Source organism: Streptomyces sp. NRRL F-5122 (assembly GCF_001507435.1).
Lineage (GTDB): Bacteria > Actinomycetota > Actinomycetes > Streptomycetales > Streptomycetaceae > Streptomyces > Streptomyces lannensis.
Genome location: NZ_LMWH01000172.1, coordinates 41,430 through 61,702 on the forward strand (window position 1 = coordinate 41,430; position 20,273 = coordinate 61,702).

At 69.8% G+C, this 20,273-nt stretch carries 19 protein-coding genes and 1 riboswitch; of the genes, 9 read left to right on the forward strand and 10 right to left on the reverse strand.

From position 1 onward, the window contains the following. Window positions 1–141 precede the first annotated feature (141 nt). A riboswitch (cobalamin riboswitch) is annotated at window positions 142–235 on the reverse strand. A gap of 77 nt (window positions 236–312) precedes the next feature. The 4 genes from ADL25_RS18220 to ADL25_RS18235 all read right to left on the reverse strand — a co-directional run bounded on the left by ADL25_RS18220 (window position 313) and on the right by ADL25_RS18235 (window position 3,941). Further along, window positions 313–819, reverse strand: coding sequence for a GNAT family N-acetyltransferase (locus tag ADL25_RS18220; RefSeq protein ID WP_059128810.1), 507 nt, complete (start codon window positions 817–819; stop codon window positions 313–315). 148 nt (window positions 820–967) lie between these two features. Beyond that, complete coding sequence (gene mctP, locus ADL25_RS18225; RefSeq protein WP_059128811.1) at window positions 968–2,596, reverse strand: monocarboxylate uptake permease MctP; 1,629 nt, start codon at window positions 2,594–2,596, stop codon at window positions 968–970. Further along, window positions 2,593–2,859 (reverse strand): DUF3311 domain-containing protein, encoded by a 267-nt coding sequence (locus ADL25_RS18230; protein WP_181923155.1) that lies wholly within the window; start codon window positions 2,857–2,859, stop codon window positions 2,593–2,595. The genes mctP and ADL25_RS18230 overlap by 4 nt, the downstream gene beginning before the upstream one ends. A gap of 317 nt (window positions 2,860–3,176) precedes the next feature. Further along, on the reverse strand, window positions 3,177–3,941 hold the full coding sequence (locus ADL25_RS18235; RefSeq protein ID WP_059128813.1) for a GntR family transcriptional regulator: 765 nt from the start codon (window positions 3,939–3,941) through the stop codon (window positions 3,177–3,179). Between the two features lie 446 nt (window positions 3,942–4,387). Here ADL25_RS18235 and ADL25_RS18240 point away from each other — a divergent pair, with 446 nt between their 5' ends. The 4 genes from ADL25_RS18240 (at window position 4,388) to ADL25_RS18255 (ending at window position 9,168) form a co-directional block, all read left to right on the forward strand. Continuing rightward, on the forward strand, window positions 4,388–5,674 hold the full coding sequence (locus tag ADL25_RS18240; protein ID WP_059128814.1) for an extracellular solute-binding protein: 1,287 nt from the start codon (window positions 4,388–4,390) through the stop codon (window positions 5,672–5,674). Window positions 5,675–5,832: 158 nt separating this feature from the next. Beyond that, window positions 5,833–6,819 (forward strand): carbohydrate ABC transporter permease, encoded by a 987-nt coding sequence (locus ADL25_RS18245; protein ID WP_059128815.1) that lies wholly within the window; start codon window positions 5,833–5,835, stop codon window positions 6,817–6,819. Further along, the gene (locus tag ADL25_RS18250) at window positions 6,816–7,664 is read left to right on the forward strand and encodes a carbohydrate ABC transporter permease (RefSeq protein ID WP_059128816.1); all 849 of its coding nucleotides are present in this window, start codon (window positions 6,816–6,818) and stop codon (window positions 7,662–7,664) included. The genes ADL25_RS18245 and ADL25_RS18250 overlap by 4 nt, the downstream gene beginning before the upstream one ends. Window positions 7,665–7,674: 10 nt before the next feature. Then, window positions 7,675–9,168 carry a glycoside hydrolase family 3 protein gene (locus ADL25_RS18255; RefSeq protein ID WP_059128817.1) on the forward strand — a complete coding sequence of 498 codons (1,494 nt, stop codon included), beginning with the start codon at window positions 7,675–7,677 and terminating at the stop codon, window positions 9,166–9,168. Between the two features lie 68 nt (window positions 9,169–9,236). On the opposite strand, the gene nagB is transcribed toward ADL25_RS18255, so the two are convergent. Next, complete coding sequence (gene nagB, locus ADL25_RS18260; RefSeq protein ID WP_059128906.1) at window positions 9,237–10,022, reverse strand: glucosamine-6-phosphate deaminase; 786 nt, start codon at window positions 10,020–10,022, stop codon at window positions 9,237–9,239. Between the two features lie 221 nt (window positions 10,023–10,243). On the opposite strand from nagB, the gene ADL25_RS18265 reads away from it, so the two are divergent. From ADL25_RS18265 to ADL25_RS18275, 3 genes are all read left to right on the forward strand, one after another. Further along, window positions 10,244–11,317, forward strand: a complete 1,074-nt coding sequence (locus ADL25_RS18265; protein WP_059128818.1) for an SIS domain-containing protein — start codon at window positions 10,244–10,246, stop codon at window positions 11,315–11,317. 167 nt (window positions 11,318–11,484) lie between these two features. Next, the gene (locus ADL25_RS18270) at window positions 11,485–12,192 is read left to right on the forward strand and encodes a TetR/AcrR family transcriptional regulator (protein ID WP_079050443.1); all 708 of its coding nucleotides are present in this window, start codon (window positions 11,485–11,487) and stop codon (window positions 12,190–12,192) included. A 399-nt stretch (window positions 12,193–12,591) separates the two neighbouring features. Beyond that, window positions 12,592–14,067: a sensor histidine kinase gene (locus ADL25_RS18275; RefSeq protein WP_181923156.1), complete on the forward strand. Its 1,476-nt coding sequence runs from the start codon at window positions 12,592–12,594 to the stop codon at window positions 14,065–14,067. Between the two features lie 181 nt (window positions 14,068–14,248). Here ADL25_RS18275 and ADL25_RS18280 read toward each other — a convergent pair whose 3' ends face one another. Continuing rightward, window positions 14,249–14,506 carry a WhiB family transcriptional regulator gene (locus ADL25_RS18280; protein ID WP_016639615.1) on the reverse strand — a complete coding sequence of 86 codons (258 nt, stop codon included), beginning with the start codon at window positions 14,504–14,506 and terminating at the stop codon, window positions 14,249–14,251. A 318-nt stretch (window positions 14,507–14,824) separates the two neighbouring features. Next, window positions 14,825–15,793, reverse strand: a complete 969-nt coding sequence (locus ADL25_RS18285; protein WP_059128819.1) for a diacylglycerol/lipid kinase family protein — start codon at window positions 15,791–15,793, stop codon at window positions 14,825–14,827. Window positions 15,794–15,930: 137 nt separating this feature from the next. Here ADL25_RS18285 and ADL25_RS18290 point away from each other — a divergent pair, with 137 nt between their 5' ends. Further along, window positions 15,931–16,380 carry a hypothetical protein gene (locus ADL25_RS18290; protein ID WP_059128820.1) on the forward strand — a complete coding sequence of 150 codons (450 nt, stop codon included), beginning with the start codon at window positions 15,931–15,933 and terminating at the stop codon, window positions 16,378–16,380. A 58-nt stretch (window positions 16,381–16,438) separates the two neighbouring features. Here the strand turns inward: ADL25_RS18290 and ADL25_RS18295 are convergent, their stop codons facing one another. The 3 genes from ADL25_RS18295 to ADL25_RS18305 form a co-directional block, all read right to left on the reverse strand. Beyond that, entirely contained in the window at window positions 16,439–17,614 is a 1,176-nt protein-coding gene (locus tag ADL25_RS18295; RefSeq protein ID WP_107116640.1) for an RNA polymerase sigma factor SigF, read from the reverse strand. Continuing rightward, the gene (locus ADL25_RS18300) at window positions 17,611–18,024 is read right to left on the reverse strand and encodes an anti-sigma regulatory factor (RefSeq protein ID WP_059128822.1); all 414 of its coding nucleotides are present in this window, start codon (window positions 18,022–18,024) and stop codon (window positions 17,611–17,613) included. The genes ADL25_RS18295 and ADL25_RS18300 overlap by 4 nt, the downstream gene beginning before the upstream one ends. Window positions 18,025–18,297: 273 nt before the next feature. Further along, entirely contained in the window at window positions 18,298–18,558 is a 261-nt protein-coding gene (locus ADL25_RS18305; RefSeq protein ID WP_059128823.1) for a UBP-type zinc finger domain-containing protein, read from the reverse strand. Window positions 18,559–18,653: 95 nt separating this feature from the next. Here ADL25_RS18305 and ADL25_RS18310 point away from each other — a divergent pair, with 95 nt between their 5' ends. Continuing rightward, a complete protein-coding gene (locus tag ADL25_RS18310) occupies window positions 18,654–20,249 on the forward strand; it encodes a Na+/H+ antiporter (RefSeq protein WP_059128824.1) in 1,596 nt (531 codons plus the stop codon). Window positions 20,250–20,273 lie beyond the last annotated feature (24 nt).

The window sequence follows — 20,273 nt, forward strand, 5'->3', positions numbered from 1 at the left end:
GGCTCTCCCTCGCTCGGCACAGGGGCCTGGAGGAGGGCAGGGGGCAGCTCACGAGCGCACGCGGCGTCGCGTCCACCGGCCCATTCCACGAGGCCCGGACGTCAGGCGCCCGGGCCGGATCGGTCGGGCGCACTGTCGGCAGGTCCTCGGACTGACGCTTGTACGCACCCGTCGGGAGGACGGACACGCACAAGTACACCGTTGCGGGACAGTTCCGGATTCGCACCGGATTCCCCTGCGGCGACAGCGAGCATGAGCATACATCTTGTGCCGGACGGGGGCGTCACCCCCAGATGTTGTGTCGCGCTCGTTTCAGAGCGTCAACTCGTAGGTGAGGAGAGTGATGTCGTCGAGGTGGGGGAAGGGATTCCAGTCCCGCATGGGCGTGCGAACGAAGCCCAGGCGTTCGTAGATGCGGTGGGCGGCGTGCATCACGTGCTGGGTGGACAGCACGATCCGGGCGCAGCCCTCCGCGGCGCGGGCACGGTCGACGCACGCGCGGACCAGGGACTCGCCGGCGCCGAGCCCGCGCGCCGCGTGGGCGACCGCGAGCATCCGTATCTCGGCCTCCCCGGGCCGGGAGATGTCGGCCATGGCGCCGCCGGCCGGCACGAAGGTGACCCCGCCCAGCACCTTCCCGTCCGCCACGGCCACCAGCACCTCGGCGGCGGCCGCCCGCTTGGCGACGTCCCTGAGCTCCCCGAGGTAGGCGTCGCTCTCGCCGAAGTCGAGGGGGCCGTCCTGGAGATAGGCATCGGCGGTGATCTCGCCGAGGAGGTCGTACTCGTCGGGGGTGGCCTGCCGGATCAGGATGTCCATGGGCCGAGTGTGCCCGACGGGTACGACGACGGGCCGCCGCAATTGCGCTGTCGGCGGCCCGTCGCGGGTCGTACGTGTCCGGAGGTGCCTCAGGGGCGGAACCGCACGGGGCCATGGCCCCGCCCCCGGGAGGTCTCCCGTGTGTCGGTCAGTGGCTCGTCCCCGCCGTCGCGGGCGGCAGCTCCGCCTCGACGCCCGCGTCGCCCGCGTCCGCCGTGTAGTCCCCCGGCACGGTCTCGTCGGTGCCCTCGGGGGCCTTGACCGCCTTCAGGACGAAGGTCAGCACCACCGTGACGACGACGTTCAGCACGAACGCCGTCATGCCGATGTAGCCGATCTCGCCGATGCCGGGGATCTCCTTGGCCGAGCCGCCGAAGTGCTTCTGGGTGGGCGAGGCGACGCCGTAGGCCGCGACCGTGCCGTAGATCATGCCGACGGCCCAGCCCGCGATCAGCGCCCAGCGGTGGAACCAGCGGGTGAACAGACCGCCGACCAGGGCCGGGAAGGTCTGCAGGATCCAGATTCCGCCGAGCAGCTGGAAGTTGATCGCCACCGTCTTGTCCATGGTGAGGACGAAGACCAGGGCGCCGACCTTCACCAGCAGCGACACGATCTTGGAGACCCGGGTCTCCTCGGCCGGCGTGGCGTCGGGCTTGATGAAGTCCTTGTAGATGTTGCGCGTGAACAGGTTCGCGGCCGCAATGGACATGATGGCCGCCGGGACCAGCGCGCCGATGGCGATCGCCGCGAAGGCCACGCCGGCGAACCAGTCGGGGAACATGTTCTCGAAGAGCTGCGGAATCGCCAGTTGCCCGTTCTGGACCTTCACGCCGGCCGCGATCGCCATGAAGCCGAGCAGCGCCAGCAGGCCCAGCATCAGCGAGTACAGCGGCAGGATCGCCGTGTTGCGCCGGATCACCTCGCGGTTGCGCGAGGAAAGCGTCGCCGTGATCGAGTGCGGGTACATGAACAGGGCGAGCGCCGAGCCCAGGGCGAGCGTCGCGTAGGTCCACTGGCCCGCCTCGGGCGGTGCGAGGGCGCCGCGCGGCTTGCCGGTCGCCGGGTTGACCTGGCTGAACGCCTGGCCCGCCTTCGCGAAGATGTCGTCGAAGCCGCCCAGCTTGATCGGGATGTAGATGATCGCCACCGCGATGACGATGTAGATCAGCGTGTCCTTCACGAACGCGATCAGCGCGGGCGCCCGCAGACCCGACGAGTACGTGTACGCCGCCAGGACGCCGAAGGCGATGAGCAGCGGCAGGTCCTTCACGAACCAGTTCGTGTTCTCGCCGCCGCCGACGCCCATCACGTCCAGCACGGCCTGTATGCCGACCAGCTGGAGCGCGATGTAGGGCATCGTCGCCAGGATGCCGGTGACCGCCACCGCCAGCGACAGGCCCTTGGACCCGAAGCGGCCGCGTACGAAGTCCGAGGTCGTCACGTATCCGTGCCGGTGTGACACCGACCACAGCCGGGGCAGGAACGTGAAGATCAGCGGGTAGACGATGATCGTGTAGGGCACCGCGAAGAAGCCCGCCGCGCCCGCCGCGTAGATCGCCGCCGGCACCGCCACGAAGGTGTACGCGGTGTACAGGTCGCCGCCGAGCAGGAACCAGGTGATCCAGGTGCCGAACGAGCGGCCGCCGAGGCCCCACTCGTCGAGGCTGTGCTCGTTCTCGGCCCTGCGCCACCGCGCCGCCAGGAAGCCCATGACGGTGACCGCCAGGAAGAAGAAGATGCAGACGCCGAGCGCGACGCCGTTCACGCCGTCCTTCATTCCGCCGCACCTCCCTTGTGGTCGGCACGGGCGCGCTGGTCACGCTGCCACAGCTTGTAGGCGATCATCGTGAGCGCCGTGGAGATCAGCACCCAGAGCATCTGGTACCAGTAGAAGAACGGGATACCGATGAAGGTGGGGTCGATCTTCGCGTAGGAGCCGACCCAGAGCATGGCCACGAAGGGTGCGACGAGGCAGAGGGCGATGACGACGCGCATGGGCGTCACCACCGGTGCTCTGCTCGTATTTGGCTGATTCGACATCGAGCGGTTCCGTCCCCTCACTGATCACCGATGTAACGCGCAGGCAATGTAGGTGACGTGTAAGGAAAGCGGAAGCCCCCGTCCGTATATCGGTTTCCAACAGCAATGGAAACTCCGCGGCGAGGGCGTGCCGATCTTCGTGAAAAGGGAGCAGCAGGTCAGGGTCGGGGCGCGCGTGCACGGGCGTCCGGGCACGCCGGAGCGCGCCCGGGGGACGGACCCGGGAGTGGCCCGGTGCGGCGACCGATCGCGGCCCGGTGCGGCTTCGAGCGGCCGAGGAGCGGATCTGTCACTCTCCGTAACGGGCCGAGGGTGGCTCATTCCTGCGGTCGCTTGAGCCTGGCCACGAACTTGTACCGGTCCCCCCGGTACACGGACCGCACCCACTCCACCGGCTTGCCCTCCCGGTCCAGCGAGTGCCGGGAGAGCATCAGCATCGGAAGGCCCACGTCCGTGCCGAGCAGGCCGGCCTCGCGAGGGGTGGCCAGCGACGTCTCGATGGTCTCCTCGGCCTCGGCGAGATGGACGTCGTACACCTCCGCGAGCGCCGTGTAGAGAGAGGTGTACTTCACCAGCGACCGCCGCAGCGCCGGGAAGCGCTTGGCGGACAGATGCGTCGTCTCGATCGCCATCGGCTCACCGCTCGCCAGTCGCAGCCGCTCGATGCGCAGCACCCGGCCGCCGGCGGAGATGTCGAGCAGTCCGGCGAGCGTGTCGTCGGCGGTGATGTACCCGATGTCCAGCAGCTGGGAGGTCGGTTCCAGACCCTGGGCGCGCATGTCCTCGGTGTACGAGGTGAGTTGGAGCGCCTGGGAGACCTTGGGCTTGGCGACGAACGTGCCCTTGCCCTGGATGCGCTCGAGCCGCCCCTCGACGACCAGTTCTTGCAGGGCCTGACGCACCGTCGTCCGTGAGGTGTCGAACTCCGCGGCCAGCGTGCGCTCCGGCGGCACCGGAGTGCCCGGCGGCAGTGTCTCCGTCATGTCGAGCAAATGCTTCTTCAGACGGTAGTACTTGGGCACGCGCGCGGTGCGGACGGTCGGACCGCCCTCGCTCTCCGCACTGCTGACGTCGGTGCTCATGCTCTGCCTTCCCGGCTCCGGATGCCGAAGCGACCGACACGCCGTCGGCCTCGGCTCACATCGTGGCACGGTGCCATGGGGGGACGTCCCGCATGCTCCGTGATCCCCGTCAAGCGGCCGGGGATCCCCTCTGTATACCTTCGGCGCTCCCGCTGGTCTAGTCCACCAGGCCTGAAGTGGTCCAGTCGGGCACGCCGGAAGTGGTCCACCCGATTTCGCAGGGTTGCTACTTATTTTCGCTGGGACCCTACTTAAAGGTTCTTGCATATGTAGGTCGCATAACGGAGGCCCTGAGCGCGGTAAACACCCTTGACACTCCTATTGGTCTGGGCCAAGCTTCCCGCACTGGTCTACACCATTGGTCCAGTTCCCGGCCCCACGGGCGGTACTCGTCGTCAGTCGCCGCGGGGACAAGGGGGGTTGGTGGCATCCCTGAGGAGGATGGCGTGAAGCGCAAGCTGATAGCGGCGATCGGAATCGCGGGCATGATGGTCTCCATCGCGGCGTGCGGGGACAGTGACAGCAAGTCCGGGGGGTCGGACAAGGGAACGGACGCCAAGCAACTCACCGTCTGGCTGACGGTCGACGCGCAGAACAACTGGCCCGCGCTGGTGAAGGCCGCCGACGACGCCGTGGCGAAGAAGCACCCCGGACTCAAGATCAAGCACGAGTACTACGGCTGGCCGGACAAGAACACGAAGCTCGACGCGGTCCTCGCCACCGACAAGGCGCCCGACGTGGTCGAGATGGGCAACACCGAGATGCTCGGCTACATGGTCAAGGGCGCCTTCGCCCCCGTCGACCCGTCCACGTTCGACAACTCCGGGCAGTGGCTGGACGGCCTCAAGGCCTCGGTGACGTACGAGGACAAGACGTACGGCGTCCCCTACTACGCCGGCGGCCGCGTCGCCAACTGGCGTAAGGACGTCGCTGCTTCCGTCGGTATCAAGACACCGCCGAAGACGTACCAGGAGCTGACCGCCGACCTGGACAAGATCCAGAAGAAGGAGGGTGCCAAGTTCAACGCCTGGTACCAGCCGACGCGTGACTGGTACGCGGCGATGTCCTTCGTCTACGACGCGGGCGGCTCGATCGCCAAGGAGGAGGGCGGCCAGTGGAAGGCCAACCTCTCCTCGCCGGAGTCCCTCAAGGGGCTGAACGACTTCAAGTCGATCCTTGACAAATACATGCACGGGGACAAGACCAAGGACGAGTCGGACCGGTACATCGTCTACGGCCAGGGCAAGTCCGCCATGATCTTCGGCGCCGCGTGGGAGGGCGCGACCTCGGCCGACCCGAAGAACGACAAGACCGGCAAGCTCAAGGACAACCTCGAGAACTTCGTGATGCCCGGCCCGTCCGGCAAGAACATCCCGGTGTTCCTCGGTGGTTCGGACCTCGCGATCCCGGTGAAGTCCAAGGCGCAGGGGCTGGCCGCCGAATGGATCAACGCGTTCACCGGTTCCGAGGGCCAGAAGGGCCTGATGGCCAAGGGCAACCTGCCCAACAACAAGACCGACCTCGCCACGCTGAAGAACGACCCGGCGACGGTGGTTCCGGCCACGGCGGCCGAGTCCAACTGGTTCGTCCCGATGGCACCGGGCTGGGGCCAGGTCGAGAAGGCGCAGATCCTGCAGACCATGCTGCAGAACATCGGCACCGGCAAGAAGTCGGTCGAAGCCGCCGCGAAGGACGCGGACGCCGCGATCGACAAGGTCATCAACACCAAGTGACCTGAGCGCAGGGCCCCGTGACCCCGGGGGATCCGGGGCGGGGCCCTGCCTCCCGTACGGCCGCGCGGGGATCCCGTGCGCCGTACGGGGTTCCGCCTTCGTACGACCGTGCGGGGCTTCGCCCTTGTACGACCTGAGGGACTCCTGAGGAGCGCGCGATGAGTGCCGCAGACACGACCACCCCCGCCAAGGTGCCGCCTCCGCGGCCGGCGCCACAACGGGCCCTCCCGGACGGGCCACGCAGAGGCCGCACGGCGAACGGGGCCCCGGTCCCATGGCTGCTGCTCGCGCCCTGCCTGCTGATCCTCGTCCTGGTCATGGGCTATCCGCTGGTCCGCCTGGTCACCCTGTCCTTCCAGAAGTTCGGGCAGTCGCAGCTCTGGGGGTTCCAGCCGGCCGAGTCGGTCGGGTTCGACAACTTCTCGACGGTGCTGGGCGACGGTGAGTTCTGGGCCGTCGTGCTGCGTACGATCGTCTTCGCCGCCGGCTGCGTGATCTTCACCATGGTCGTCGGCATGCTGATCGCGCTGCTGCTCCAGCGGGTCTCCGGCTGGCTGAAAACACTGATCAACATCGTGTTGGTGGCCAGCTGGGGCATGCCGGTCATCGTGGCCACCACCGTCTTCAAGTGGCTCTTCGACTCGGACTACGGCATCCTCAACGCGCTGCTCAGCAAGCTGCCCGGAGTGGAGCTGATCGGGCACAACTGGTTCGCGAGCGGACCCCAGGGCCTCGCCGTGATCATGCTTCTCGTGGTGTGGGGCGCGGTGCCGTTCGTCGTCATCACGCTCTCCGCCGGGCTGACCCAGGTGCCCCAGGAGCTGGAGGAAGCGGCCCGCCTGGACGGTGCGAACGGGTGGGGCGTCTTCCGGCACGTCACCCTGCCGATCCTCAAGCCGATCATCGTGATGCTCACGACCCTCTCGGTGATCTGGGACATGGGCGTCTTCCCGCAGGTCTTCGTGATGCGCAACGGCCATCCGGAGCAGGAGTTCCAGTTGCTCCAGACCTATTCCTACGACCGCGCGTTCGTCGTCAACGACTACGCGCAGGGTTCGGCGATCGCCCTGCTGACCGTGCTGTTGCTGCTCGGTGTGGTCGCCGTGTACATGCGTCAGATGCTGAAGATCGGAGAGGTCGAATGAGCGCCATCGCCACCGGGGGGCGCCGCCGCGGAACGTCCCGGCTCGGCTGGAACCTTCTCGGCCTGCTCGTCTTCGTCACCGCGGGCTTCCCCGTCTACTGGATGGTCGACACGGCCTTCAAGCCGGCCAAGGACGCCATCGATCCCGACCCGAGCCTGCTGCCGACGGGCCTCACCCTGGACAACTTCCACCGCGCGCTGGACATCGCCGACTTCTGGGGACCGGTCGGGCGCAGCCTGATCGTGTCGCTGTCGGTCGTCGCCATCGGCATCGTCGTCGGCCTGCTGGCCGCGCTCGCCATCTCCCGCTTCGCCTTCCGCGGCCGGAAGATCGTGATCGTGGGCATTCTGGCGGTCCAGATGGTCCCCGCGGTCTCCATGATCATCCCGGTCTTCCTGCTCCTCAACGACCTCGGCCAGTACGACAAGTTGACCGGCCTGATCATCACCTACCTCACCTTCATCCTCCCGTTCACGGTGTGGACGCTGCGCGGGTTCGTGGTCAACATCCCGCGCGAACTGGAGGAGGCCGCGATGGTCGACGGCTGCTCGCGCACCGGCGCGTTCCTGAGGGTCGTCTTCCCCCTGCTCGCCCCGGGGCTGGTGGCCACCTCGGTCTACGGCTTCATCCAGGCGTGGAACGAGTATCTGTACGCCCTGATGCTGATGAGCCAGGAGAACCAGACAGCGACCGTCTGGCTCGGCAACTTCACCACCAAGCACGGCACCGAGTACGCCCCGATGATGGCGGGCTCCACGATGATGGCGGTGCCGATCGTCGTTCTCTTCCTCCTCGTCCAGCGCAAGATGGCCGCGGGCCTCACCGCGGGCGCCGTGAAGGGATAACCCCGACCCGATGACGACATTCGCCAGCGGCACCGACACCCTCACGCGCGACGCGCTGACGGTCCTCCAGCCCGGCTTCACCGGCACCACCGCCCCCGAGTGGCTGCTGCGGCGCCTCGGTGAGGGCCTGGCGTCGGTGGGGCTGTTCGGCCGCAACATCGCCTCGCGGGAGCAGCTCGCCGCTCTGACCGCCCAGTTGCGCACCGAACGCGACGACGTGCTCGTCGCCGTCGACGAGGAGGGTGGCGACGTCACCCGCCTGGAGGTGAGAGCGGGATCCTCCTTCCCCGGCAACCACGCCCTGGGCGCGGTGGACGACGTGGACCTGACCCGCCGGGTGGCACACGAACTCGGGCGCCGGCTCGCCGAGTGCGGGGTCAACCTCGACTGGGCCCCGTCGGCCGACGTGAACTCCAACCCGGCGAACCCGGTCATCGGGGTGCGCTCCTTCGGCGCGGACACGGAGCTGGTGGCCAGGCACACCGCCGCCTACGTCACCGGCCTGCAGGCGGCCGGTGTGGCGGCCTGCACCAAGCACTTCCCCGGTCACGGCGACACCGCGGTCGACTCCCATCACGCGCTGCCGCGTATCGACGCGGGTCCCTCCGTGCTCCAGGAGCGCGAACTCGCGCCGTTCCGCGCGGCCATCGCCGCCGGCACGCGGGCAGTGATGAGCGCGCACATCCTGGTCCCGGCCCTGGACCCGGACCGCCCGGCCACGCTGTCCCGGCGTGTCCTGACCGAACTGCTGCGCGGCGAACTCGGCTACGACGGCCTGATCGTCACCGACGGTATGGAGATGCAGGCCATCGCCGCGACCTACGGCATCGAGCGCGGCAGCGTCCTCGCCATCGCTGCCGGGGCGGACGCCATCTGCGTCGGCGGTGGCCTCGCGGACGACGAGACGGTACGCCGTCTGCGGGACGCGCTGGTCACGGCCGTGCGCGAGGGCGAGCTGGCCGAGGAACGGCTCGCCGAGGCGGCCGAACGGGTCCGGGACCTGGCGCGGTGGACGGCGTCGGCGGCGGCCGCGGACGCCTCGGCGGGGGCGGCCGGCGACGACGGCATCGGCCTGGTCGCGGCCCGGCGCGCACTCAGGGTCACCGGCGCGGAGGCCTTCACCCCGCTCGGTGAGCCGCCCTTCGTCGCCGCCCTCACCCCGGTTGCGAACATCGCGGTGGGCACGGAGACACCGTGGGGGGTGGCGGCGGAACTGTCCCGGCTGCTCCCGGGCACGGAGACCGGCAGCTTCGCGGGGGAGGAAGCCGGGCGGGCCGCGCTGGAGGCCGCAGGGGCGCGGCGGATCGTGGCCGTGGTCCGGGACGAGCACCGGCACCCGTGGATGGCCGGTGCCCTCGACACGCTGCTCTCGCAGCGCCCCGGGACGATCGTGGTCGAGATGGGTGTTCCCCAGGCCGCGCCACGCGGCGCCCTGCACATCGCCACGTACGGCGCGGCGCGGGTGTGCGGCCGGGCGGCGGCGGAGGTCATCGCGGGGGTCTAGCCGGAACGACGCAGGCGCCGGCCGTCCCCGAGGGGCGGCCGGCGCCTGCGTGCAATCCCTGTGCGGCCCTAGATGCCCTGCCACTGGGGCTTGTTGGCGTAGGTGTGCCGGAAGTAGCCGGCGAGCTTCAGCTTGGAGGCGGCTGCCTCGTCCACGACGACCGTGGCGTGGCGGTGGAGCTGGAGCGCGGAGGCCGGGCAGATCGCCGCGACCGGGCCCTCGACCGTGGCGGCGACCGCGTCGGCCTTGCCCTCTCCGGTGGCGAGGAGCACGAGGTGCCGGGCCTCCAGGATGGTGCCGATGCCCTGGGTGATGACGTGGTGCGGCACCTGGTCGATGTCGCCGTCGAAGAAGCGTGCGTTGTCGATCCGGGTCTGCTCGGTCAGCGTCTTGATCCGCGTGCGCGACGCGAGCGAGGAGCACGGTTCGTTGAACCCGATGTGACCGTCGGTCCCGATGCCGAGCAGCTGCACGTCCACACCGCCGGCCGTGGCCAGCGCGCGGTCGTACGCCTCGCAGGCCGCCTGCACGTCCTCGGCGGTGCCGTCCGGCCCCATGAACGCGTCCATGCCGATCCCGAGCGGCTCCAGCACCTCGCGTCGCAGCACCGAGCGGTACGACTCGGGGTGCTCGGCCGGCAGTCCCACATATTCGTCGAGCTGGGCGATCCGGGCCCGCGACGTGTCCACCCCGCCGGTGGCCACCTTGGCGGCCAGCGCCTCGTAGACGGGCAGCGGGGTGGAGCCGGTCGCCACCCCGAGCAGGGCGTCGGGCTTGCGCCGGAGCAGCTGCGCCATGGCCTCGGCGATGAGCTCGCCACCCGCCTTGGCGTCCGGGACGATGACAACTTCCACGCTGGGCCTGCCGATCTTCAGAGGGCTCGCCGGGAACCGAAGGAGCAAATGTGGTATAGACCAATCTAGCAGACGCCCGCTCCGGGGAGCGGCCCGCGCCGGCGGGGTTCCCGTGCCCGTCATGTCCGGTTCGCTCCCCGGATGCGCGGGACGCGGGGCGGGGGAGTGGAATGGAGTCGGCCGGCGCCACGCCGTACCGGTGAACCACCAGAGGAGGCCCCATGACCGCTCCCGCCGTGAACCCGCGCAGCGACGATCCGCCCGGGCGGATCATGGCCCGGGAGATGGCCGAGCAGCCCGCCGTGCTGCGCCGGATCCTGGACACGGGCGCACCGCGCATCCAGGAGGTGGCACGGGAGATCGCCGCGCGCAGGCCCCGGTTCGTGTTGCTCACCGCCCGCGGCACCTCCGACAACGCCGCGCTCTACGCCAAGTACCTGCTGGAGATCCGCCTCGGCCTGCCCTGTGGTCTCACCTCGATGTCGACGACCACCGCGTACGGCGCCCGCCCCGATCTCACCGATGTCCTCGTCGTCACCGTCAGCCAGTCCGGTGGCTCCCCGGACCTGGTCGCCTCGACGAAGGCCGCCCGTGAGGCCGGCGCCCTCACGCTCGCCGTGACCAACAACCCCGGCTCACCGCTGGCCGCCGTGTCCGAGTACCACATCGACATCATGGCCGGACCGGAGAAGGCCCTCCCGGCGACCAAGACCTACACCGCCTCCCTGCTCGCCCTGTACCTCTTCGTCGAGGGGCTGCGCGGCGGTGACGGGGCCGCCTCGAAGGCCCTGCCCGACCTCGCCGAGCAACTGCTCGCGCGCCAGGACGAGGTCCGCGCCCTCGCCTCCCGTTACCGCTTCGCCGAGCGCATGGTCATCACCTCGCGCGGCTACGGCTATCCGACCGCCAAGGAAGCCGCTCTGAAGCTGATGGAGACCAGCTACATCCCCGCCCTGTCCTACTCCGGCGCCGACCTGCTGCACGGTCCGCTCGCCATGGTCGACAACGTCTCGCCGGTCATCGCCGTGGTGACGGACGGCAAGGGCGGCGCCGCACTCCGGCCGGTGCTCGACCGGCTGCGCGGCCGCGGTGCCGACCTCGTCGTCATCGGGCCCGCCGGTGCGGTCGAGCGGGCCTCGGCGGGCTTCGTCCTGCCGACCGGCGGAGTGGCCGAGGAGGTCCAGCCGATCCTGGAGATCATTCCGCTCCAGCTCCTGGCGTACGAGGTCACCATCGCGCGCGGCCAGGACCCGGACGCCCCGCGCGCCCTGGCCAAGGTGACGGAGACACACTGAGGCGACGCGAGGGGCCGGCGGACGCCGTCGCGGCCCCCGGCCTCGAGGATTCACCGGGCCGCGGTCTCCGGGGGCCGCGGCCCGGCCGTGGTGGGCGGCACGATGCCGTGCCTTGGTCCCCGTAGCGAGGGTTCTTTTCTCTAGCACCCGCTATAAAATCCGCGTTCATGGGGAACAGCCGGGAGAAGGAACTGCGGTCCGGGCCCGCTCCCGCCGCCGGTCAGGGACGCTCCGTCGGGCGGCCGCGCGGCCGCCCCCGCTCCTTCGACCGGGAAGCCGCGCTCGAGAAGGCCGTGCTCGCGTTCTGGGAGCGCGGTTACGAGGCCACCTCCGTGGCCGACCTCACGCAGGTCATGGGGATCGGCGCACCGAGTCTGTACGCCGCGTTCGGCGACAAGCGTTCGCTGTTCGAGGAGGCGGTCGGCGTCTACTGCGACCGGTACGGCTCCTTCGTGGAGCGCGCCCTCGCCGAGGAGCCGACGGTCCGCGGGGCTTTCCGGCGCATCCTCGGCGAGGCGGCCGATCTCTACACGGCCGCCGGGCACCCGCACGGCTGCCTCGTCATCCACGCCGCCACCAACTGCACGACCCGCGAGGTCGAGGAACTGCTCCGGGTGCGGCGGAACGAGGACGTCGCCGCCTTCGAGAGCCGGGTGAGGGCCGGTGTCGCCGCCGGTGAACTGGACTCCGGCGCCGATGCCCGCGCGCTCGCCCGGTACGCCCACGCGATCATCCAGGGCATGTCCCAGCAGGCGCGCGACGGCGCGAGCCGGGGGGAACTGGAAGCACTCGCCGACATGGCCATGGCGAACTGGCCCCGGGTGCGGGCCGAAGACGGCTACTCTGCCGGTGAGTCGTCGGGGGATGTCCGATAAAGAGACAACAACAAACATCCGCCAACTCATGGACACACGCCCTCCGAGACAGCACCATGGTCCTGGACGTGGTCTAGTCCACCAGGTCCAGACACGGTGAGTCCCTCGTCGCGCGGGCGAGCGGACGAGACACACAGACCTCCGTCTTCCCCGCACAGGAAGGCGGACCGAGGATCCGGGCTCTCTGCCCTGACTGCTCCGGGTCCTCGACCTTCGGCCGACCGGGACCGCACACCCCACGGCCGTTGCTGCTCCGGGCTGCGGTGCCGGGAGGGTTGAGGGTCCCTCCCAGGCGCCGCGGCCCGCGGGTGTTTCCGGGGCGTTCTCGGGCCTCTGCCCACCGACCGTCCGTTCGGCCGGTTTCGATCGCCGCCCGGCGCCCCAGGTACCCTCGCTCACGTGCCCTCCATGAACGAGCTGGTCCGCCAGCACACCGCCCTCAGCGCCTCCGACCTGGAGTGGCTGCACCTGCTGGTGTCGGAGTGGCAGCTGCTTTCCGATCTCTCCTTCGCCGATCTGGTCCTGTGGGTGCCCACCCGCGACGGCACGCGGTACGTCTCGGTCGCCCAGATGCGTCCCAACACCGGCCCCACCTCGTACCAGGACGACATGGTCGGCCATCTCGTCCCGCGCGGCCGCCGCCCCATGCTGGACGCGGCCCTGGACGAGGGCCGGATCGTGCGCGAGGGGGATCCCGAGTGGCGCGAGGAGGTCCCGGTCCGGGTCGAGTCCATCCCCGTGCGGCGCGAGGGCCGGGTCCTCGGCGTCATCGCGCGCAACACCAATCTGCTGACCGTGCGGACCCCGAGCCGCCTGGAGCTGACCTACCTCCAGAGCGCCTCCGACCTCGCCCAGATGATCGCGGCGGGCTCCTTCCCCTTCCCGGACCAGCAGGTCGACATGGACGCCTCACCCCGTGTCGGCGACGGGCTGATCCGGCTGGACGCCGACGGAATCGTCCAGTACGCATCCCCGAACGCGCTGTCGGCCTACCACCGCATGGGCCTCGCGTCGGACCTCGTCGGCCATCACCTCGGGAAGACCACCGCGGAACTCGCCCCGACCCGGGGTCCCGTGGACGAGGCGCTCGTCAAGGTGGCCAGCGGCTGGGCGCCGCGTGAGTTCGAGATCGAGGCGCACGACGGGGTGATCCAGTTCCGCGCGATCCCGCTCAAGCCCAAGGGCACGCGTATAGGTTCGCTGGTCCTGCTCCGGGACGTCACCGAACTGCGGCGCCGTGAACGCGAGTTGATGACCAAGGACGCGACCATCCGGGAGATTCACCACCGGGTGAAGAACAACCTCCAGACGGTTGCCGCCCTGCTCCGTCTCCAGGCCCGCCGCATCGAGTCCGCGCGGGGGCGCGAGGCGCTCGAGGAGGCCGTCAGGCGTGTGGGCTCCATCGCGATCGTGCATGAGACGCTGTCCCAGAACCTGGACGAGCGGGTGGAGTTCGACGAGATCGCCGACCGGGTGCTCGCGATGGTCGCCGAGATCTCGCCCGGCTCGGTGACCGGCCGGCGCAGCGGACGTTTCGGGATCCTGGACGCGGAGGTCGCGACCCCGCTCTCCATGGTGCTGACCGAGGTCTTGCAGAACGCCCTCGAACACGGCTTCCGGCAGGGCGACACCGGCACCGTCGAGGTCTCGGCGGTCCGCGGTGGCACGACGAAGGAGGCCCGTCTGCTGGTCACCGTCCAGGACGACGGGGTCGGCCTGCCCGAGGGCTTCGACCCGCACACGGCGGGCAACCTCGGCCTGCAGATCGTACGGACGCTGGTGGAAGGCGAGTTGGGCGGCACCTTCGACATGGTCCCGGCCCCGGAGCGCGGGACCCGGGTGATCCTGGACATCCCGGTCCGCTCGCAGAAGTGAGGGCGGCGCGGCTGAACCGCACCGGACAGCAATGAGCCCCGGACCACAAGTGGCCCGGGGCTAAAGCTCAGTTGTCAGCTATTTGCTGCGCATCGTGGGTACTGCGCGCTGCGGCTCGGGGGCGGGAGATACGTACTCGCTGTACGCGCCGCCAAGCCCAGGCTCGTACGGGGCGGGTGCGTCAGGCGGAGGCCTGACGGGCCCGGTTGCGGGCGGCGCGGCGCTTCATGGCGCGGCGCTCGTCCTCGCTGAGACCACCCCAGACGCCGGAGTCCTGACCGGACTCGAGCGCCCACTGCAGGCACTGCTCCATAACCGGGCAGCGACGGCAGACGGCCTTGGCTTCCTCGATCTGCAGCAGCGCAGGACCGGTGTTGCCGATGGGGAAGAAGAGCTCGGGGTCTTCCTCGCGGCAAACGGCGTTGTGACGCCAGTCCATGGCTGCTACCTCTCCGTGGTATTACGTGCAGATTGCTTGTGAATGTGAACGCTTTCACGAATCCCTCAACAAGTGAAGGGCCGACCGTCAGACTCACTGACGTGGTCCTGTGGATTGAGGAGGGGTTCGGGCTCTCTGTGGGGCCGATGAAGCGGGCCGTCCCGAGCGCCACGTAGAGACTCGCAAACCTCAGCGGCGGATACAACCCCTTCCGGAAAGTTTTTTTTGATTCCTTGGTGTCGACTCGGTCACAGCCGTACTTCCAAGGGGTGGATCCTGGCCTAAACGTTCGAGTGAAAGGACTTTAGCCCCTTCTGCTCACACAATCACACGCAGTGCACGGCGTACGCCTGTGAACGTCACGCTCGTACGCAGTCCTAGGTGGTCGCCGTCCATCTGAAGGGGCAGGGGGACCTTCGAATGCAAGGTGAAGTCACTCAGGTCGTGGAGTGAGACCACATGCTTGCCGCGGGGCCCCTGTTCGGGGGACGAAGTGAGCAACTGGGTCGCATATCGGGCAACCGACACCGTGGACACACGGCTGAGGCCGAGCACGTCGAGCCCGGTATCGAACGAGGCCTTAGGCGACGCGTACACCGGACGATTGCCGAGAAACGTCCAGGGCGCCGTGTTGCAGATTATGGACAGGACGAGATCGGTGACCGGCTCCTCCCCGTCCCGCTCCAGAGTGATCGTTCCGTGCCTGCGGTTCGGTTCGTCCAGAAACTGACGCACCATCTGGCGTAGATACAGCGCATGGGTCGAACGCTTGCCCCGCTCCCGCTGCTGCTCGACCCGGCCGACCACGCCCGCGTCGAAGCCGAGGCCGGCGTTGAAGGTGAACCAGCGGGAGGGCACCGCCTCGTCCGCAGTGCCCGGCGTGCCGGCGGCGAGGCCGAGGCCGACCGTGCGCTCACGCTTCTCGCGCAGGGCGTCGAGGATGGCGCCGGTGGCCTCCACCGCGTCGTTGGGCAGACCCAGGGCGCGGGCGAAGACATTGGTCGAGCCGCCGGGGACCACGGCGAGGAGCGGAAGCCGGTCGGGGTCGGGCCCGTGGTGCAGCAGCCCGTTCACGACCTCGTTGACCGTGCCGTCGCCGCCGAGCGCGACCACGAGCTCGATGTCCTCGCTCTCCGCGGCCAGGCGGCCGAGGTCGCGCCCGTGTCCGCGGTACTCCGTGGTGACCGCCTCGAGCTTCATCTCACTCGCCAGCGCGTGGATCAGAACGTCACGAGTGCGCGCACTTGTGGTGGTAGCTGCCGGATTGACCACGAGAAGTGCACGCATGGATTGCAGGGTACCTACTGGGCGGTACTCGGCCCAGACCGAGGTAGGGATCCGGTAAGAGGGAGGGCCGTGGCCTTGGGCACAGTCGGGGCGAAGGGGCCGGCGGCGGGCGTCCGCCCGGCCGATACCCTTCAGGGGTGAGCGCTGAGCAGAACCCCACCCGTGAGACCCCCGAAGCCGAGCCCCGGGCCGGGCGGCTGATCGCCGCGGCGGCGCTGGCGGGACTGGAGGGGCTCGCCCTGGTCGTCGCCGGGGCCTGGATTCTCGTGCTGGGCCTGACGGGCTCGCCGGACGACCGTGAGCAGGCCGTCACCGGCGGCGTCACCCTGATCGTGCTCGCGCTGCTGCCCCTGCTGGCCGCGCGCGGTCTGCTGTTGCGGCGCAGCTGGAGCCGGGGACCCGCCGTCATCACGCAGATCATGGCGCTGCCCGTGGCCTACAACCTGCTCCAGGCCGACAGCATGGCGATCCCGGGCGGCATCGCGCTCGCGGTCGTCGCTGTCGCGGCACTGGTACTCCTCGTGAACCCGGCGACGACGCGGGCGCTGGGCATCCGGGGACCCGGGAACGCGGAGAACCCGAAGTAGCCGGCCGGGCTCCGGCCGGTTCGGGCACGTGGGGCGACCGGAATCCGGTCGCCCCACGTCACTCCTCGACCAGCAACTTCTCCCGCAGCTGCGCCAGCGTCCGGGCCAGCAGACGTGAGACATGCATCTGCGAGATGCCGACCTCCTGCGCGATCTGCGACTGCGTCATGTTCCCGAAGAAGCGGAGCAGCAGGATGCGCTTCTCCCGCGGCGGAAGATCCTCGAGCAGCGGCTTCAGCGACTCCCGGTACTCGACACCCTCCAGTGCCTCGTCCTCCGCGCCGAGTGTGTCCGCGACTGCGGGGGACTCGTCGTCCGTGTCCGGGACGTCCAGAGACAGCGTCGAGTACGCGTTGGCGGACTCGAGGCCCTCCAGGACCTCCTCCTCCGAGATGGCCAGCTTCTGGGCCAGTTCGTGCACGGTGGGGGAGCGGCCGTGCTGCTGGGAGAGCTCGGCCGTGGCCGTCGTCAGGGCCAGGCGCAGTTCCTGCAGGCGCCTCGGGACCCGCACCGCCCATCCCTTGTCACGGAAGTGGCGCTTGATCTCGCCGACGACCGTCGGGGTGGCGTAGGTGGAGAACTCGACTCCGCGGTCCGGGTCGAAGCGGTCGACCGACTTGATCAGCCCGATCGTCGCGACCTGCGTGAGGTCGTCCAGGGGCTCGCCCCGGTTGCGGAAGCGGCGTGCGAGGTGCTCGACGAGCGGCAGATGCATCCGGACGAGCTGGTTGCGCAGCTCCGCGTACTCGGCGCTGCCCTCCTTCAGCTTGCGCAGCTCGACGAACATGGCCCGCGCTCCGGTGCGGTCCTGTGGGTCGTGCTGGGCGCCACCCGGCACACTCTGCTCGGCGTTTCGCTCGTGCTCGCTCATCGTCCCGCCCGTCACCCTTCCCCAGGCCGTCGGCTCCTCCCCCGGTCCCGACTCGGCTCGAGCGGAGGGGCCTTCATGAGCAGGGGAGGCCCCGCTCACTCCGGACGACGTGCTCCGCGTGGCACCGCCGCTCCCCCGTCGGCCGCCGCCCCGGACGGGGAAGGCCTCGTCCGCCGCGGCCGAACCCGCCGGGGGCGCCGCGAGCGCCGAAGCCTCGTCCTCCGGGTGCGGACGGGCCTGCTCGGGGATGCCGTCCACGCCTTCCGCCATACGCCGCGACCCGCTCGGGCCGCCGTCGTTCCCGGCGGAGAGCTCTTGTGTGCCGCGCTCTTCGTCCCGCACCGGCCCGTCCCCGTTCGTCACGCCGGCCCGGGTCCCGCGCCGCGCTGTTTGTAGAGGCTGATGGACACGGTCTTGTCCTCGGCGACCGCGGAGGAGACCTTGCCGGCCAGGGCCGACAGAACGGTCCAGGCGAAGGTGTCCCGCGAGGGGGCGTGACCGTCCGTCGTGGGAGCCGAGACGGTCACCTCGAGCGAGTCGTCGATGAGCCGGAAGACGCAGCTGAGCACCGAGCCCGGCACGGCCTGCTGCAGCAGGATCGCGCAGGCCTCGTCGACGGCGATGCGCAGGTCCTCGATCTCGTCGAGGGTGAAGTCCAAACGGGCCGCGAGACCGGCCGTGGCCGTGCGCAGCACCGACAGGTAGGCACCCGCTGCCGGAAGCCGGACTTCCACGAAGTCCTGGGTCGCGGGGTCGCCTGCGATCTGGGACACCCTCACCTCCAAGGTGGTACAAGCATTTTCGGGGGCCGAGGGTCGCCCCTCGGGGTAACGCCCTATGTGGTTCAGCGGTGACGCTATCGCGCCGGCGGCTTTCCTGTCCCCGGGACCCCGACCCCTGCTGTCACTCATAGTAAACACATGAATACGCACAGTGGCTAGAGGTCTGCGGGCCCAATTGGGATGAGCGTGCGCCGGTTTGACGTACCCAGACGTCAGACCGCCGAACCGTCCTGATCCAGAGTCACACGAGCAGGGATCCTCCGGTCAGACGAGTACATGGTCGACGAAGCACCAGCGCCACTCCTCGCCCGGCTCGAAGGTGCGCATCACGGGGTGGCCGCTCTCGTTGTGGTGCGACGTCGCATGTCGCAGGGGCGAGGAGTCGCAGCAGCCGACGTGCCCGCACTCGAGGCACAGCCGCAGCTGCACCGGGTGAGTACCGGCGGCGAGGCACTCCAGGCATGTCGCGCTCCGGGGCTCGGGCTCGGGGTGCGGCAGCGCGTTGGCGTGCGTGCACTGTTTCATGATGGCCAGGTTACGACGGGTCCGCGCGAAGCCGCGCGGAGATCCGGGCAGGCAGGGCCGGGAAACCGTGGGGACGACGAGGGCGGGCGAGGACGATGAACGTGTTGCCGTTGCTGTTGCTGGTGGCGGGGAGCGCCACCGTGGCCGGACTGGCGCGGCGCACCCCGGTGCCCGCGCCGCTGTTGCTCGTCGCGGCGGGTCTCGCGGTCTCGTACCTGCCGGGCGTGCCCGGTTACACCCTCGACCCCGAGGTCGTGCTGCCTCTGGTGCTTCCCCCGCTGCTGTACACGGCGGCCACCGACAGCTCGTACCTGGACCTGAGGGCGCAGATGCGGCCCGTGGCGCTGCTGTCCGTCGGCTACGTGCTGTTCGCGACGCTCGCGGTGGGCTGGGCGGTGTACCTGATCGTGCCGGGCATGCCGCTGACCGCCGCACTGGTGCTGGGCGCCGTGATCGCGCCGCCGGACGCGGTCGCGGCGACGGCGGTCGCGCGGCGGGTGGGGCTGCCGTCGCGGATCACCACGATCCTGCAGGGCGAGTCGCTGGTGAACGACGCCACCGCGATCACCGCGTACAAGGTGGCCCTCGCTGCCGCGGTCGGCGAGGGCGCGACCTGGGCGGACGGGACGCGGGAGTTCCTGGTGGCGGCGTTCGGCGGTGTGGCGGTCGGTCTCCTGCTGATGATGCCGATCCACTGGCTGCGCACCCACCTGAAGGAGGCGCTGCTGCAGAACACCCTCTCCCTGCTGATCCCGTTCGTCGCCTACGGCGCCGCGGAGTGGGTCCATGCGTCCGGGGTGCTCGCCGTGGTCGTCGTCGCCCTCTACCTCGGCTACCACAACTGGCAGGTCGACTTCGCGACCCGGCTCCAGGAGGAGGCGGTGTGGAAGATGGTCGCGTTCGTCCTGGAGTCGGCGGTGTTCGCGCTCATCGGACTGCAACTGCCGGTCGTCCTGAGAGGACTCGGCGCGTACGAGGGCCTGCGCGCGGCCTGGTACGCGTTGGCCGTGTTCCTGGTGGTCGTCCTGTCGCGGTTCGTGTGGGTGTACCCGGTGACCCATGTGCCGCGCGCACTGTTCAGACGTATCCGGGAGCGCGAGGAGGGCCAGACGTGGAAGGGGTCGTTCGTCATCGGCTGGGCCGGGATGCGGGGCGTGGTCTCGCTCGCCATCGCCTTCTCGATCCCCCGGACGATGCACGACGGCAGCGCCTTCCCCTTCCGCAATCTGATCCTCTTCCTGACCTTCACCACGGTGATCGGCACGCTGGTGGCGCAAGGGCTGAGCCTGCCCCCGCTGATCCGGTTGCTGCGGCTGCCGGGGCGTGACGCGCAGGCGGAGACCCTCGCGGAGGCCAATGCCCAGGCGCAGGCTTCCCGGGCGGCGGAGACCCACCTCGAGGCGCTTCTCGACGACGAGCGCAACGCCCTGCCGCCGCCGCTCGCGGACCGGCTGCGCATGGTCCTGGAACGCCGGCGCAACGCGGTCTGGGAGCGGCTCGGTTCGGTGAACCCGGTCACCGGCGAGACACACGACGACACCTATCGCCGGCTGTCCCGTCAGATGATCGGGGCGGAGCGGGAGGTCTTCGTGCGGCTCCGCAACCACCGCTACATCGACGACGAGATGCTCCGCACGCTGCTGCGACGGCTTGACCTGGAGGAGGCGGCGGCCTACCGGGAGACCACGTGAGCCGGTGCGCCGGCCACCGCGTCC